The sequence below is a fragment of the Paenibacillus sp. FSL R5-0887 genome (assembly GCF_038002305.1).
Lineage (GTDB): Bacteria > Bacillota > Bacilli > Paenibacillales > Paenibacillaceae > Paenibacillus_AQ > Paenibacillus_AQ odorifer.
On record NZ_JBBOCE010000001.1, the window covers coordinates 3,593,852 to 3,608,080 of the forward strand.

General features: G+C 41.3%; 15 protein-coding genes. 5 read left to right on the top strand and 10 right to left on the bottom strand.

Annotated features, from left to right (window positions below; genetic code table 11):
- Positions 1-15: 15 nt before the first annotated feature.
- The 6 genes from MKY14_RS15950 to MKY14_RS15975 form a co-directional block, all read right to left on the bottom strand.
- Complete coding sequence (locus tag MKY14_RS15950) at positions 16-705, bottom strand: N-acetylmannosamine-6-phosphate 2-epimerase (RefSeq protein WP_340976830.1); 690 nt, start codon at positions 703-705, stop codon at positions 16-18.
- A 24-nt stretch (positions 706-729) separates the two neighbouring features.
- Entirely contained in the window at positions 730-1,572 is an 843-nt protein-coding gene (locus MKY14_RS15955) for a carbohydrate ABC transporter permease (protein ID WP_081382492.1), read from the bottom strand.
- A 13-nt stretch (positions 1,573-1,585) separates the two neighbouring features.
- Positions 1,586-2,461, bottom strand: coding sequence for a carbohydrate ABC transporter permease (locus MKY14_RS15960; RefSeq protein WP_076129168.1), 876 nt, complete (start codon positions 2,459-2,461; stop codon positions 1,586-1,588).
- Positions 2,462-2,545: 84 nt separating this feature from the next.
- On the bottom strand, positions 2,546-3,952 hold the full coding sequence (locus tag MKY14_RS15965) for an ABC transporter substrate-binding protein (RefSeq protein ID WP_076129167.1): 1,407 nt from the start codon (positions 3,950-3,952) through the stop codon (positions 2,546-2,548).
- An 82-nt stretch (positions 3,953-4,034) separates the two neighbouring features.
- On the bottom strand, positions 4,035-4,676 hold the full coding sequence (locus MKY14_RS15970; protein ID WP_076129213.1) for an SGNH/GDSL hydrolase family protein: 642 nt from the start codon (positions 4,674-4,676) through the stop codon (positions 4,035-4,037).
- Positions 4,677-4,680: 4 nt separating this feature from the next.
- Positions 4,681-5,592, bottom strand: coding sequence for a dihydrodipicolinate synthase family protein (locus MKY14_RS15975; protein ID WP_038573110.1), 912 nt, complete (start codon positions 5,590-5,592; stop codon positions 4,681-4,683).
- A 507-nt stretch (positions 5,593-6,099) separates the two neighbouring features.
- Here MKY14_RS15975 and MKY14_RS15980 point away from each other — a divergent pair.
- Positions 6,100-6,285 carry a hypothetical protein gene (locus MKY14_RS15980; protein WP_036679656.1) on the top strand — a complete coding sequence of 62 codons (186 nt, stop codon included), beginning with the start codon at positions 6,100-6,102 and terminating at the stop codon, positions 6,283-6,285.
- A 200-nt stretch (positions 6,286-6,485) separates the two neighbouring features.
- Here MKY14_RS15980 and MKY14_RS15985 read toward each other — a convergent pair whose 3' ends face one another.
- Positions 6,486-7,415: a phosphotransferase gene (locus MKY14_RS15985; RefSeq protein WP_340395709.1), complete on the bottom strand. Its 930-nt coding sequence runs from the start codon at positions 7,413-7,415 to the stop codon at positions 6,486-6,488.
- A 248-nt stretch (positions 7,416-7,663) separates the two neighbouring features.
- On the opposite strand from MKY14_RS15985, the gene MKY14_RS15990 reads away from it, so the two are divergent.
- The 4 genes from MKY14_RS15990 to MKY14_RS16005 all read left to right on the top strand — a co-directional run bounded on the left by MKY14_RS15990 (position 7,664) and on the right by MKY14_RS16005 (position 11,439).
- The gene (locus tag MKY14_RS15990; RefSeq protein WP_052097297.1) at positions 7,664-8,875 is read left to right on the top strand and encodes a sugar efflux transporter; all 1,212 of its coding nucleotides are present in this window, start codon (positions 7,664-7,666) and stop codon (positions 8,873-8,875) included.
- A gap of 87 nt (positions 8,876-8,962) precedes the next feature.
- Positions 8,963-9,511 carry a hypothetical protein gene (locus tag MKY14_RS15995; RefSeq protein WP_076218769.1) on the top strand — a complete coding sequence of 183 codons (549 nt, stop codon included), beginning with the start codon at positions 8,963-8,965 and terminating at the stop codon, positions 9,509-9,511.
- 238 nt (positions 9,512-9,749) lie between these two features.
- Entirely contained in the window at positions 9,750-10,283 is a 534-nt protein-coding gene (locus tag MKY14_RS16000; protein WP_076279971.1) for an RNA polymerase sigma factor, read from the top strand.
- Complete coding sequence (locus MKY14_RS16005) at positions 10,270-11,439, top strand: DUF4179 domain-containing protein (RefSeq protein WP_076279972.1); 1,170 nt, start codon at positions 10,270-10,272, stop codon at positions 11,437-11,439. The genes MKY14_RS16000 and MKY14_RS16005 overlap by 14 nt, the downstream gene beginning before the upstream one ends.
- Positions 11,440-11,537: 98 nt before the next feature.
- Here MKY14_RS16005 and MKY14_RS16010 read toward each other — a convergent pair whose 3' ends face one another.
- From MKY14_RS16010 to MKY14_RS16020, 3 genes are all read right to left on the bottom strand, one after another.
- Positions 11,538-11,690, bottom strand: a complete 153-nt coding sequence (locus MKY14_RS16010; protein ID WP_175619009.1) for a hypothetical protein — start codon at positions 11,688-11,690, stop codon at positions 11,538-11,540.
- A 570-nt stretch (positions 11,691-12,260) separates the two neighbouring features.
- A complete protein-coding gene (locus MKY14_RS16015; protein WP_076194578.1) occupies positions 12,261-12,725 on the bottom strand; it encodes a phage tail protein in 465 nt (154 codons plus the stop codon).
- Positions 12,726-12,817: 92 nt separating this feature from the next.
- On the bottom strand, positions 12,818-13,717 hold the full coding sequence (locus MKY14_RS16020; protein WP_076130858.1) for a hypothetical protein: 900 nt from the start codon (positions 13,715-13,717) through the stop codon (positions 12,818-12,820).
- Between the last annotated feature and the right edge of the window lie 512 nt (positions 13,718-14,229).

The window sequence follows — 14,229 nt, forward strand, 5'->3', positions numbered from 1 at the left end:
ACCCTCTCTGGTGTTCTACTGAATAGCGTTCACAAACCGCTTCGTAATCTCCATCGGTCTCGTGATCGCAGAGCCAACCACTGCTGAATACACACCTAAATCAAACATGGTCTTTAATTCTTCAGGAGTGGAAACCCCACCTTCAGCTATAACGGGAACAGAGAAGTTGTTGACGATTTGCTGAACCAATTCAAAATCTGGCAAGTTGCGGCCTTTAGTGGCCTCGGTATAACCGCTCAAGGTAGTTCCTATCAGATCAAATCCCAGCTCAACAGCCTTCGCAGCTTCCGCAAATGTAGAACAATCCGCCATAAACAGTTGATCTTTATAGGTCTCTTTTAAAAGTGGAAAAAGTTCAGAAATAGTAGATCCGTCCGGGCGAATCCGGTCTGTAGCATCCATAGCAATGATATCTACCCCTTCGCGGTACAGCTCATCGACTTCCTTTTGAGTGGGTGTAATAAAGACTTCAGAGCCTTTATACACCTTTTTGATTATCCCAATGATCGGCAGATTCACTTGCTTTTTGATTTCTTGAATATCCACTACGCTGTTTGCCCGAATTCCAGAAGCCCCGCCTAAGTAAGCAGCATAAGCCATTCTCCCCATAATAAACGGGCTATGCAGCGGTTCTTCTGGTAAGGCTTGACTGGAGACGACTAGTTTATGTTTTATTTTTTTAAGTACATTATTTTCAGTATTCATCAGTAACCCACTCCACATTTTTATTTATTCTTTAACTGCTCCTGCCGTAATCCCATTGGTGAAGAACCGTTGGAATAACATGAACACTAGCAACATCGGAATTGCAGCGATGGTAGCTCCGGCCATTTTATAAGCGAAATTAGGATTCAAATCCTGCATTAAGGTCGCAGTACCAACCATTAATGTTTTCATTTTGTTCTCTTGGCCTATAACCAGCTGCCACAAGTAATCATTCCAGACTTGCACGAAATTTAGAATAAATAAGGCTCCAATACCAGGTTTGACAATAGGCAACATGATGCGCGTGAAGATTCTCCATTCATTTGCACCATCTATTCTCCCGGCTTCTCTTAAGGCATTAGGGGTTAAATCGAAGAATCCCTTTAATAGGAACACTCCAAATGCACCCGCCACGTTCGGCCAAATCATACCGTTATAACTATTTACCATTCCAAATTGTTGGGTGATCCGGAATAAGGGTACTATCATAATTTCTTTAGGAATCATCAAACTTGATATAAAGATAATGAAGATTATATTTTTACCTTTAAAATTAATCTTTGAGAACGCATAGGCGGCCATAGAGCCTACAACAATAACCAAAATAGTAGAAATACCAGATACATAAATACTATTAAACGTCCATCTTAAAGCCGGCTGGTTCTGAAATACATCCACATAGTTGGAGAATGTAATCGATTTGGGCCACCAGTCTGGAGGCATCTTCACAACATCCGAGCTGTTTTTAAGTGAACTTGTGAATAACCAATATAGTGGAAAAAGATTAAGGAGTGCGAAGAGGATAATGATCACATTCGATATCACATCAAACTTCTCTCTCTTTTTCTTGTTTTTAATCTTCGACATGTTGTATTCCCCCTCACTTCACCTTAATCATGCTTCGTAGCTGTGGCACAGACAATATCAATGTAATCACGAACATGATAACCCCTACCGCAGAAGCTACACCGAGTTGGTTATATTTAAAGGCATTATTATAAAGGTAGTACATCAGCGTTACGGAGGAATTGTTCGGTCCGCCACCGGTCAATAACTGAATAACTACAAAGATTTTTAATACGGCAATAATATTGATAATCGTAATATAAGTTGTTGTAGGTCCTACCGAAGGAATCAGGATCTTTGTAATCACTTGCCATCTGCTAGCACCATCGATTTCTGCTGCTTCAAAAAGCTCTTTCGAGACACCAATCATCGCAGCTATATACAGAATAATTGCCTGGCCCACGTTAGTTGCGAAGGTTACAAATATCACGACTGGCAGAACCGTCTTTGGATTTCCCAGCAGATTAATCGTCCCTAGTCCCATGTCTTTATATAGATAAGAGATAAGTCCGTTAGCCGGATTCAGCAAAAAGCTCCAGACCATACTCATAACCACCATGGACACCATTACCGGGATATAATAACTTCCTCTAATAAAGGAAACGTACTTAGCATTCTTATCAAATACCGCAGAGGCTACGAACAATGCAAACCCCACTGTAAGTAGAACGATAAATATTACGAACACAACGGTGTTGATGGTAGCCTTAAAAAATACCGGATCATTAAACAATGTGGTGTAATTGGCAAAACCCACAAACTTCTCGCTGTCATAATTAATCTGGTATAGACTCAGCCGCATCCCTTCTAAGATCGGATAGACAAGAAAGGCTAAGAATACTATCATCTGAGGTAAAATAAACAGATAACCTGTAATATTCTCTTTTAGGTAATTACTACGTAGTTTCATATCGTTTACCTTTCTAATTAACAGCCCTAGAGTCTCTTCAGACCCTAAAGGCTGTCAATCGTGTATTGTTTATCTGGTCTTAGATTATTGGAAAATTACAGAGCCAGCTTTATTGGTCTCAATCACCTTGTTGCCACTTGCCTGATAATCTTGCACAAACTGTTCCGGTGTCTTAGCTCCCATGTAAAGTGCTTGTAGCTCTGGATATAAGACCTCTCTTAATTGGCTGTATCCTGGAACGTTGCCTGTGAAGTTGAACAAATATTTAGAGTTGGCATCGTAAGCTGCAAACAGTGGATTCTCCGCTTTAAGCGCTTCGGCTACAGAACTTCTTACAGGAATACCATTCTTAGAGGATTTAACTAACTCAGGATCGCTTGAGAAGAACTTCACGAAATCCTTAGCTACTTCAGTCTTCTTAGCATCTTTGGACTTGAATACACTAGCGCCTACTACATAAGTAAAGGATAGAGGATCTCCGCTTTCCGACGGAATATTAGCAAGTCTCATATCGAATTTCGCTGCCGTACCGTCCGCCATATTTGCTTTCGTACCATTAAACAGAATTGGGTTAGTGAAACTGATCGCTAATTGCTGATTTTGGAACATAGCATTGGCATCATTAGAAGAAACAGATTCTGCGCCTGGATTTGTATATCCGCCGTCATATAGGTTTTTCAGCCAAGTTGCAGCTTTAACTCCGTTCTCATCATTCAGGACAATGTTGCCTTGATCATCAAAGAACTTATTGCCGAACATTCTCATATAGGCAAGGTTCCATGTATCGCCCTGATTATTTACAGCGAATAATGCCATTGGATATGCATTGGAATACTTATCCTTCGGCAGATTGTTTTTGAGACCCTCAAGAATTTGTTGATATTCATCCAAGTTCCAAGTTTTGATTTCGGATTCTTCACCCACAAACTTTTCCAAGCCTGCTGCTTTAAACATGTCCGCGTTGTAAACCAAGGTGCCTGGGTTGTGCTGGAATGGATAGAAATAAATATCTTCTCCGAACGTTACAGCGTCCCAGTAGTTTTGAGCAATATCGCTTTTCGCGTCTTCATCAATGATGTCGGTCAAAGGAACCAATGCTCCACGGTGAACGTAATCCCCCATCGGGAATACACTCTCAAAGAACACATCTGGAGGTGTTCCTCCGCTTAAGTTAACGTTAAGCAATTGATCGCGCTGATCTCCAGCAATGACCTCTATTTGAATATCTGCATCGTATTTATCATATTGTGCTTTGAATTTCTCAGCGGCGTGCTTTAGGAAGCTATCATAGTCCGCACCTGCCTCCGTGGCATCCACAACACCCTTCCACTGTGGAGTCAGCCATACTCTGATCGCCACTTTTTCCTTCCCAGACGCAGAAGAATTATCGGATGTATTAGAGCTCGCAGCATTGTTACCTGAGCAACCTGAAATTAAAGAAATAATCACCATTAGCGCAAGCATTGCCGAGAGTAAACGTTTTTTCTTCATTTATAAACCTCCCTAAAAGTTTTGTGAGCATTACCTTCTCTGAATCGCTACGTACAAAACTCGCTTCGAAAGCATAGAACCTTTAATTTAAAATCCGTTTGGCATGGTATTGCACTAAATCGGCCATGCTGCGATGTCCTTGCGGATCAAGATGCATATAATCAATTTCATTCATCGATACATGGTCTCTGGAATCTACAAAGTGGATACCAGTTCCCGTTAGCAAAGCTGCAAGATGCTCAGCGAGCTCCATAGACTTCTCACTACATCCGCTACCCATTGGTTTGCCAATAGGGGTATGAATATACTCTGCTCCAATCGGAGGGGGCGCGATTACTAGAACCTCTGGAGCCTTCCCCTCAGGTCCTGCACCGCTACCTTTAGCTTTAAGAGCCAGCCTAACAATACCTTGTGCGATGTTATAAGAAGTTAATCCAAACCTTTCTTTGGTATCATTGGTTCCAAGCATGATCACAACCAAGTCTAATGGCGAATGTGACATCAGGCAGGGATAGATATAGGAAATTCCAGAAAGTCCTTCAAATAGAGGGTCCTCACTGACACTTGTTCTGCCGGGAAGCCCTTCTTCGATCATTCGGTAGGCGTCACCCAATTCTGTATGAAGAATTCCCGTCCAACGAATATCATCCTTAAATCTGCGGTCTGTCTCTGCGTCGTAGCCCCAAGTATTAGAATCGCCAAAGCATACGATGGATTTCTTCATTGTCTTAACCGCAATATCTTTCAATAGCTTGATCAATCAATTTCATAATGTCTGCGATCGGACCAGCATCTTCAGCGGCTACTGCCTCAAGCGGTGCTCTTACGCTACCAATGTTTACGCCTCTTAATTTTAGAATCTCTTTTATTCCGGCATACATGGCACCTTTCAGCGAACAAAGGGCGATGATAATATCGTTGATATCGCTTTGAATTTGTCCAGCTTCTTCGAACTTACCAGCCTTAACAAATTCATTAGCTTGCAGGAACAGCTCAGGCATAACCGCATAGGTTCCACCGATTCCCGCATCCGCTCCCATGATTCTTCCCGCAACATATTGTTCATCCGGTCCATTAAATACCACTACATCTTTTCCACCCACTCTTTTGAATCTTTCAATATCCATAGTCGGCATGGAGGAGTTCTTCACACCAATCACCTTTTTGTTCGCAAGCAGCTTCTCAAATAGGGACGGAGTCAGTGTATATCCAGTAGTCTGAGGAATGTTGTAGATGATGAAGCTTAGAGGGGTTGCCTCCATAATCTCGCTCCAATATTTATAGACTGCACTATCAGGTAACTTGAAATATATAGGCGGGATTGCGGATAATGCATCGTATCCTAAGGTTGCAGCATGTTTCGCTAACTCAATACTATCTCTAGTGGAAGGGGCACCCACGTGGGCAATCAGTGTCATTTTACCTTTCAGGTTACTAGCTACGTAGCTTAGTACCGCTTTGCGTTCGTCGAGACTCTGGTAAATACATTCTCCTGAGCTGCCTCCCACATATACACCTTGAACTCCTTTTTCAAATAAGTAATCACATAAAGCATGCGTCCGGGATTCCGAAATATTTCCTTGATCGTCATAGCAGGCATAAAAGGCAGGTATAATTCCGTGGAACTTTGTGAGTGTCATTGTTAATCCCCCTTAAGTTGTGAGCGGTTTCTTTTCTACATAAACAAAATATCATTATATTTTGCTTTTGTAAATTATTTTCTCTATTTTTAGAAAAATAAAATTTATTTCCACCAATCTTATTTATGATTAGCAAAATAATGGTTTTCAGTGCAACTCGCAGCTAATAATCATTTATTTTTCCATATTCATTAGAAAATAATCCTGTAAATTCTCCACCCTAAATTTATTTCTTCAGGGCAGTATTTGTTGGATATACGGATGTAAAATAATTTAAAAAGGTGGTACTAATGAGTATCCTTTCAGCTTCGTTAAAAATGTCTCCTACAGGGAGACACTTCTCTCCAGATGAAGCACAAAACCTAAATAACACACAATGTTCACTGAATAATCTGTGTTTTTCAGACGGACACACCTTTTAAAAAATGGAGTTTAGGATTATAATGAAAGCGTAAACAAAGAACAACAAAATCTATTTTGTTTCTTCGCCAAAGGAGGCTGGAGGAAATGCTAGCAGGACTTAAGGAACTTAAAAATTGGGTGACAGAAAACTGGAATCCAACATTGAATACAGGTAATGAGGACTACCGGAAAATGGAGTACTCCGTGGAGCGCCATCTGCACACTCCGCAATCTCCGAAACCACTTAGCTATGAAGAAGAGGCTCGCATCAAGACCGTTAAATTTCATTAACTAACCCTTCAGATAAAGATTGATTCATAACGAAGACATCAGACCGCCAGTTCTGGAAGCAATTTCAGTGGATGCGGTCTTTTATTATGCCTTGTAGTTGTATACCGAAAAAACCTCCTCCACCCTAAAGGGTGAAGAAGGCTAATAGGTTACTTTCAAGGACATGGCAGTAGGTTATCAATTCAAAGGCCTTGTTTAGTTCATCCTTCGATAAACCTCAGCGCGCGTTCCGATTGATAATCAGCTAGGCCTTGGGCGAATTGTTGATCAGGAAATCCTCTATGCAGCAGCTTTAATCCACCTGAAGTTAAGGAGACATGATGGTGGAATTGATAAAATAACAGCCTATCATGATCCAGAGCATCGTTCTTTAAGTACCGGTAGAAATCCCCAAATCTCATCTGCAAAAAACTATGTTCATGCTCAATATCATAAAACATTGCTCCTTCGATATCGATCAAGAAAGGTTCCAGTTTATCGTTAACCATAACATGGTCAGGACCCAGTTCCCCGTGAATAAACCCATATTGCTGTCTGGGTTGAATTTTTGATTCAAGCTCGTACAACTTATCGAGCAGTTTGCTTTGATTAGACCTGATCTTCTCAATATGTTGGGAGGCATAGGCTAGCTGTACTTTCGCATTTTCCATTTGTAATAAATGACATTGCCCCATGCTGCTCTCGTTAGCATTTGCTTTCCCAAAAACATGCCTCTCGTGGGTATGCATAGCAGTAAGCATCTCCCCCACACGCTTAAAAACTTTATCTTGAACACGTAACTCGGGATGATGAAAATAGGTTTCTGCCATTCTTCCATCTATATATTCAACCAGAGCATAATCGAAAGAGTAACGATCTCTTGCCTTATTCAGATCATAAAGAGCAGGGGTCTGAATTCCATGTTGTGTTAAGTACCTGTTATTTAATTCGAATAAATGACTTCCATAGGATTGTTCATTTATATCTTCATTGGCTTTTTCTTCTTTAAAATAATTCATGGAAAGATCCCACACATACAAAACGCAGGAAAATCCATTACTGCACTCAATCTTGTAGACCACCTTTTGTGCGCCGCCATGCATGCGCGAAACACGAGCAACGAAATAACTGCTGCCAAAAACCCTACTAATATAATCCTGTAAGTCAGCCTTATCGAGATGACAAGTAACGTCCATTAACAACACTCCATTGATTAGGTTTTGCCGGCTTCACAATAGTAAATAAAATCCAGCCGAAAGTATAGACTTATTCTTTCTGATCAATTATGATGTTGAATAAGGTCTTGAAAAAAACAAGCATACAAAAAGCCGTTGGAATTCATTTCAACGGCTTTTTTTTATGAAATATCTAAACAAATATAGAGGAGTACTTTCACAACATGTTCAAACGACTAACTGCACTATTTTCGATTCCCTCTTATGGCTTACTCTTTTTATGTATGTTACTGCAGGGGATGGGGATTTCACTCAGCGCACCCTTTTTATCCATTTATTTTACGGAACAGCTTGGAGTATCTGTCGGGTTGTTTGGTGTTTTTCTGGCCACCACGTTAATTGCCGGGATATGGATCAGTACACTAATCGGAAGACGCTCTGACCTCGGCTTAAATCGAAGAAACATTTACCTTGTCTCCACGCTCTGTAATGCTCTGGCTTATAGCGGATACTTGCTCATTGGGGATTTTACGATCTTATTCATCTACATGATTGTGTTCACCGCCCTCGGTGCACCAGGGATGCCTCAATTGTTCGCCATAGCTAGAGAAGCAGTGAATAAGAGCGATTTTACGGATACTGCGTTTGCAAATTCTACCTTGCGTTCTGCTTTCTCTCTCGGCTTTATTACAGGTCCTTTAATCGGTACTCTGCTAATTGCTGCTGTTGGGTTTAAGGGGATCTTCTCGGGCACCATCGGAGTATTCCTGCTGGTTGCCTTACTTATTTCGCTATTCCTGAAATCAAATACAGAAGTGAAAAGCAGTACTGCAGAAGTAAAAGTAAAAAGTTTCCGGTTGGGTCAGAACCGTAATGTTCTGCTTCCTTTTCTGATTATGATACTCATGTATGTAGCCCACTGGACGAGTAGCATCAATACTGCCCTCTTTATTACCAACAATCTAGGGGGAACAACAAGCGATGTCGGTTTAGTCAGCAGTATTTGTGCTGCGCTGGAAATTCCTTTTATGATCATGCTGGGACTACTTAGTGCAAAATACAGTAACCGAATCCTGATGATGTGCGGAGCCATTTTCGGAGGAGCTTATTATCTCGTTGTCATTACTTCAGGCGCGATGTGGCAAATGCTTGCAGCCCAAATTTTGCTTGCCTTTTTTGTTGCCGTTATTTCAGCGATTGGCATTAGCTACATTCAGGATCTGCTTCCAAACATGCCTGGGTATGCATCCACACTCTACTCTAATTCATCCACGATCGGCAGACTGATTGGCAGTCTTGTTGGCGGGTTATTAGCTAGTGTTGTTGGGTACCGGTATTCATTTGTACTCTGTTTCATACTCGTCATTATTTCTACAATCATGCTTGCGGTAAGCGGACGTTACTCTGTAGATGATCCACAAAAGCTAGCGATTTAATCCACTTTTTCGGGCTTCATTCAGCCCTTGAAACTTCTCCATATTTTCTCGCGACTAACTAACATATCTTTAAAAAGGTGGGGTTAGATGTTAAAAACTATTGCAAGAATGCTCATGTTGATGTCTTTAATCTTTCTGGCAGCATGTGCAGGGGATGTTAAACCCATCGAGGAGCCGAACACAGGAGCAAATACGCCAACCCAAAGTCCAGCGATGAATACGCAGAAGCCGCAAAACACAGAACCCAAGCAGCCAAATGAAACCAGCTTTAAAGCAGAATTGTCGATAAATCTGAAATCATATTCAGATCAATTGACAGAGTATGATCTCCCCGCACTTGAAGTGCTGGAAAAAAACCTAACTGCTTTGGTTGAGCATGACCACACACTTTTCCAATCCGGGTTCGTAAACAAAAAACTAGCAGATGCTATGGAACCTTATTATGACGAACAATATCAGTACAAATTCACAGACATCGAAAGCATCGATTCCATGTTACCCAACGAACATCAGGTAAATATAACGGTGACCGGACAACGCTTGGATATGGCCGCAAAGACCGTTGAAAATGTAAAAATGCTATACGCTATTCGGCCAAACGATCAAGGGGAATGGGTCATTTATATCATTGATTGATTGACTGATTGATTGACTAACTGACTGACTAGCTTTTGAAAATCGTCGTCCGATTCCTGACAGGGAATTTGAACGGCGATTTTTTTGTGAAAAAAAACCAATTTCTCCCCTTGCTAGCATTGCGAGATGCGGAGAATGGAATCATGTTTGTGGTAACCTTCTAGCTACCTACCCGATCTAATATTTAAGTAACGTTACGAACATCCTAAGACTTCTAGTCAAGAAAGCAGGTAAATCTTTGCATATAGATCCTATTGTCGTCAAAGCCAAAGCTGGAGACCCTGAAGCATTCGTGCAGTTGATGCAGGAGATAGAGTTACCTTTATACAGAACTGCAAGGTCCATCGTCAACAAAGAAGAAGATTGTGCAGATGCCCTGCAGGAGACGATGCTTAAAGCCTTTAAGAACATCCATACACTCAGAGAGCCCGCTTTTTTCAAAACGTGGATCTTCCGGATTCTGATTAATGAATGCAATAAAATGCTCAAAAACAACTCAAGATCCCTCCCTTATGGAGAGCTTCCCGAAATCCCTTCCACTTCCAAGGATTATGAGAAAATCGAATTATGGGATGCCGTTCAACATCTTGAGGAGAACCTCCGGATTGTCATTCACCTTCATTACCTACAGGACATGCCGATCCGTCAAATTTCCGACATTCTCGAAATTTCTACGGTTGCTGTGAAGACCCGGCTGCATCGCGCCCGCAAAAAGCTAAAGCATTCATCTCAATTCAATCAAGAAATGGAGTTGCGACATGGTAAACACTAAGTTAGAAGAACAGTTAAAGAACTGCCAAAGCCTACTTCCCGCTCAGTTATCGGATATTGCCCGCTCCAAACTGAATGAGACTTACCAAATCATCAGGGAGACCGATAATTCCACTTCCCCCATTCAGAGAAAGATGGATGCATCAAGAACTTTTAATAAGTGGTTGATTTCCACTGCAGCCGCTGCAATTCTTGGAGTTACAGTCCTTGCTTCCGGCTTTGTATCGCCCGCAATGGCTGGTGCACTCAAGCAAATTCCGGTTTTGGGACAAATCTATTCATTATGGGGCGAAAAAAACTTAGATCCCGGTGTTCAACAAGCCGGGGATTTCATCACAAACGTAAACCAAAGCGTGACCCATAGCGAGGTGACCATGAATATCCCAACGTTGTTATTTGACGGAACCCGAATTCTTATGAACCTAACCACTCCTGGAAACCGTTTGGCTTCGGAGCCCAATTCGCCGCCTTCAGATGCCAATAAAGGCGCGGTGGATAAGTTTGAGGTTCTCTATAAAGGTCAACCTCTGCTCTGGAGTTACGAACACATGGATGGTGAGACTGCTTCCAGCATAATGGTTCAGGTTTTGAACACTTATTATGATCCGAGCACAACAACACAGACTGTCCAGTTCCCTGATCAGTTTGACTTGACTGTAAATGTAACGTTAAAGGGTTACGATGTCCCGTTCGAATTCGTTCTGCCTGTTACCAAATCAACGCCTGTTACCGCACTAACTTCAGAGGAGACCAAGCATCACGATAACATTAACTTGCAGATCAGTAAGGTAGAAATCACCCCAATCACAACGCAGGTATCCATTGAGTACAAAACCAAACCGGGCCAGAGCGTAGAAGAAATGCTCGCTTCTATCCCTTCGAAATATAAGGGTGCTAACGGGGGCGTCATCGCTCTTCAATTTGACATTGTCGATGAACGTGGCGTTCAACTGAAGCCCATCGGTGCTCACCCCTTAAGCGAATCTTATAATGTTCGTTTTGAACCCTTCAAGACTATACCGAATACCGTAACCATCAAACCGTACTTAGTCGTTTCCGAAGGTCAAGCCCCAGCTGGGACTAAAGGACTGTGGGAAGACAACAATATGGTCAAGGAATATATCCCTGAGCTGGAGACTGTACTTTCGGTCCAATAGTTCATTTGTAAAAGGGTATGCAAAACTACAAAAGACGAAGCCATAATAGGCTTCGTCTTTATATTTAGATGGCTTCAGGTAGGTTCAATCCAATAAGGTTATTTTGATGAAGCCAGCTTCGATAATTTGTCGGCAATATCTTCGGCTTGTAATAAGGAGGAGTATGAATCTGCTGCAAAATATTTTTCCATATCAATCTCAATCATTCGATTGTTTTTGACCGCATCCAACATCTTCCATGTCGCTGGCAACTTAGGCGGTTCTTTGTCCTTTACGGTAAGGACAATAACGTAGTCACTGAAGCTAGAATAAAAAGTGGACAGTAGTTAACAGACTGGCGATAATGAGTCCACGGAGGTGTGTTCACATGGGAGAACATCGACAACGGTATAACGAAGAATTTAAAAACAGACAGTGCAGTTCATTCAAGAGCAAACAAAGACAGTGGGCGACTTGGCGGAAGAGCTTAACATCCCAAAAAGTACCCTGCATCAATGGAGTATATGTTGCTGTTTACTCTGTCTACGTATCACATGTTGGCGAATATCCACCAGTTGAACCGTACATTCCACCGTTTCAGCTACTCCAGCTCTTATCTACGGGATTTATACCGTACATTCTACCGTCCCAGCTATTCATGCAAAATAATTATGAAGTACGCTCGCAACTCCAGTTTTCGTTGCCCTATATAATAAATTCGGCCTCTTGAATGAGAGTCCATTCCCATAGATAACCTACGCAAATTATCTATATCGGCAAGATTTAGGGCCATCCTTTTACAGGATGGTCCTCTCATTGATTAAGTTGCAATTTTGCTAACCTTAATACTCTCCTTTAATTACAAAAAACGAACCCCGAATTGTTCCGGCTAGCTTGGACTTCTGCCTAGCAAACTTAAACTTCTCTTCTAGCTCCTTTGGGATCTCCATCCCCTCAGAAAGCTTAAAACCAACAGCCCGCTTCTTAGGGTCATCCACCGTATACATAACGTTCACCGCAAGACCATCCTCATAAAAGACATAAGCGAATTTAATATTTTCCACTTGAAAACGCGATGTTTCTAAAGGTTTGGCCGCAAACTCAATATCGCGTTCTTCTTTTAAAATTCGGTTCACATAATCAAGGGTCTCCTGACTTTCGCTGGCTCGTACAACCGTAAACTCATGTTTGTATTTGTTCATAAAGTAACGGGCCTCATTAGCACGCAGACCAGCAAGTGCATCTACTACAGGTGAAGATTCTAACCCAACCGTAGACACATTTTTAAAATCAACGATATAGGACATTTTCATCTCTCCTTTTCTCTCATTATTACCAAAAAAACTTATCGTTACTTAGGATACGGTTCGCGTATTGTCTGTAACGGCAAGTTTCTGTGTTAACTGCTGTGCTCTTTTTCTATTAAAGTGACCATCTCACGCTTCCACTTTTCTCGCTCCTCTGGCGGGATCGGCTCCCCTTTGTCATACAGAAATCTAATCATATAGAACCCATCCTTCGTAAGCAGGCTGGTAACAAGTTCATGTTCTAATACATTATTGTTCATCAACTGCGTCTCCACTATAGAGCTATTAACAGTCTGATGCAGTACTTGAGCGGTCAACAAGGTCTCTTGGGAGATATAATCCGCTGTATGCTTCTCTACAGAAGATGCCTCTATCTTATCAAAATAATTAATCGTGAACGTATGCGAAGGTTCGTACCGATGGTATTCTCCTAACGGATAATATCCGATAAATTGACTGTTACTGTAGACATGGAATGTTGCAGGTACATAGCTATCAAGCTGAAAATACGGGATGAATCGCGCAATGCCTGAATTGATCTCTTCTCCAGGAGGAATGACCGCATCCACACCACTAAGGAAATCACCCTTCTTATCTACAAAAATCGTGCTATAAGGGCTGTACCTCGTAATCCAAATTGAACCATTCTCCTTCACAGCCTCAACGTAATAACTGATAATTTGATTTCTTTTTTCCTCACGTTCATCGGCGGGGTTGATACAGGTATGAATGTGCTTCCGAGTGTATGTAAAGACTGCTTTAGTGGCATCCATTGACAGCAATTCAAATTCGAGAATTTCAGATTTTATATTATAGATTTGAAATGTCATCATTAATTGAAAGTGATTTAAAAAGGACATTCCCCTTTTATCTGGATGAAATCTTTTGCTCAAACCTTCTTCATCCTTATCCATATAAGCCTGCTCCAAGCCTTCAACCAGGGCTTGCAGCTCCTCTTTTGTGATGCCTTTATTTTTTTTAAAGAAAAACATGTCTTCTCTCCCCTCATCATCAATCTACTGCCAATTACTTGCTCCTATTTATTATACGGGCATACCTGTGTACTTTTCTAGTTATGAAGAAACCATCCCTGACAATGGAATGGTTTCTTTGAGTAGGTATACCTTTCGGTCATCCCTACATTTTAAAATGTTCACGAACTAACCTAAATTGTTCTTCTACGCTCATGTTTGGTGTTCTTTCTATGGTTTTGATGCCCAGCTTAGTGCATTCTCTCTTCCGGGATAAACGGTAATATAAATTCAGGCATTATTCCTAAATCTATTAGGATTGGTTGGTCATCAGGTAACTTCAGCAAGTCAATAATAAAGAATTCCATCATCTCTTCGACCACTTGAAATAACCATTGGCTAGAGATCATCCTCTAATGTTTGAAAACCTAATTCCTCTACAAACTTCTTGGTTTAATTGTTCTTTCAAATAATTATTATTTATCTTCATCCAACACACCCCATTTATATTTCAAAAAGCTTACTCTGACACA

Coding starts and splice junctions, on each gene's coding strand:
- MKY14_RS15960 (WP_076129168.1), bottom strand. CDS start 2,461: ATGAAACTACGTAGTAATTACCTAAAAGAGAATATTACAGGTTATCTG.
- MKY14_RS15965 (WP_076129167.1), bottom strand. CDS start 3,952: ATGAAGAAAAAACGTTTACTCTCGGCAATGCTTGCGCTAATGGTGATT.
- MKY14_RS15950 (WP_340976830.1), bottom strand. CDS start 705: ATGAATACTGAAAATAATGTACTTAAAAAAATAAAACATAAACTAGTC.
- MKY14_RS16020 (WP_076130858.1), bottom strand. CDS start 13,717: ATGTTTTTCTTTAAAAAAAATAAAGGCATCACAAAAGAGGAGCTGCAA.
- MKY14_RS16005 (WP_076279972.1), top strand. CDS start 10,270: ATGGTAAACACTAAGTTAGAAGAACAGTTAAAGAACTGCCAAAGCCTA.
- MKY14_RS15955 (WP_081382492.1), bottom strand. CDS start 1,572: ATGTCGAAGATTAAAAACAAGAAAAAGAGAGAGAAGTTTGATGTGATA.
- MKY14_RS15990 (WP_052097297.1), top strand. CDS start 7,664: ATGTTCAAACGACTAACTGCACTATTTTCGATTCCCTCTTATGGCTTA.
- MKY14_RS15975 (WP_038573110.1), bottom strand. CDS start 5,592: ATGACACTCACAAAGTTCCACGGAATTATACCTGCCTTTTATGCCTGC.
- MKY14_RS16015 (WP_076194578.1), bottom strand. CDS start 12,725: ATGTCCTATATCGTTGATTTTAAAAATGTGTCTACGGTTGGGTTAGAA.
- MKY14_RS15980 (WP_036679656.1), top strand. CDS start 6,100: ATGCTAGCAGGACTTAAGGAACTTAAAAATTGGGTGACAGAAAACTGG.
- MKY14_RS15995 (WP_076218769.1), top strand. CDS start 8,963: ATGTTAAAAACTATTGCAAGAATGCTCATGTTGATGTCTTTAATCTTT.
- MKY14_RS15970 (WP_076129213.1), bottom strand. CDS start 4,676: ATGAAGAAATCCATCGTATGCTTTGGCGATTCTAATACTTGGGGCTAC.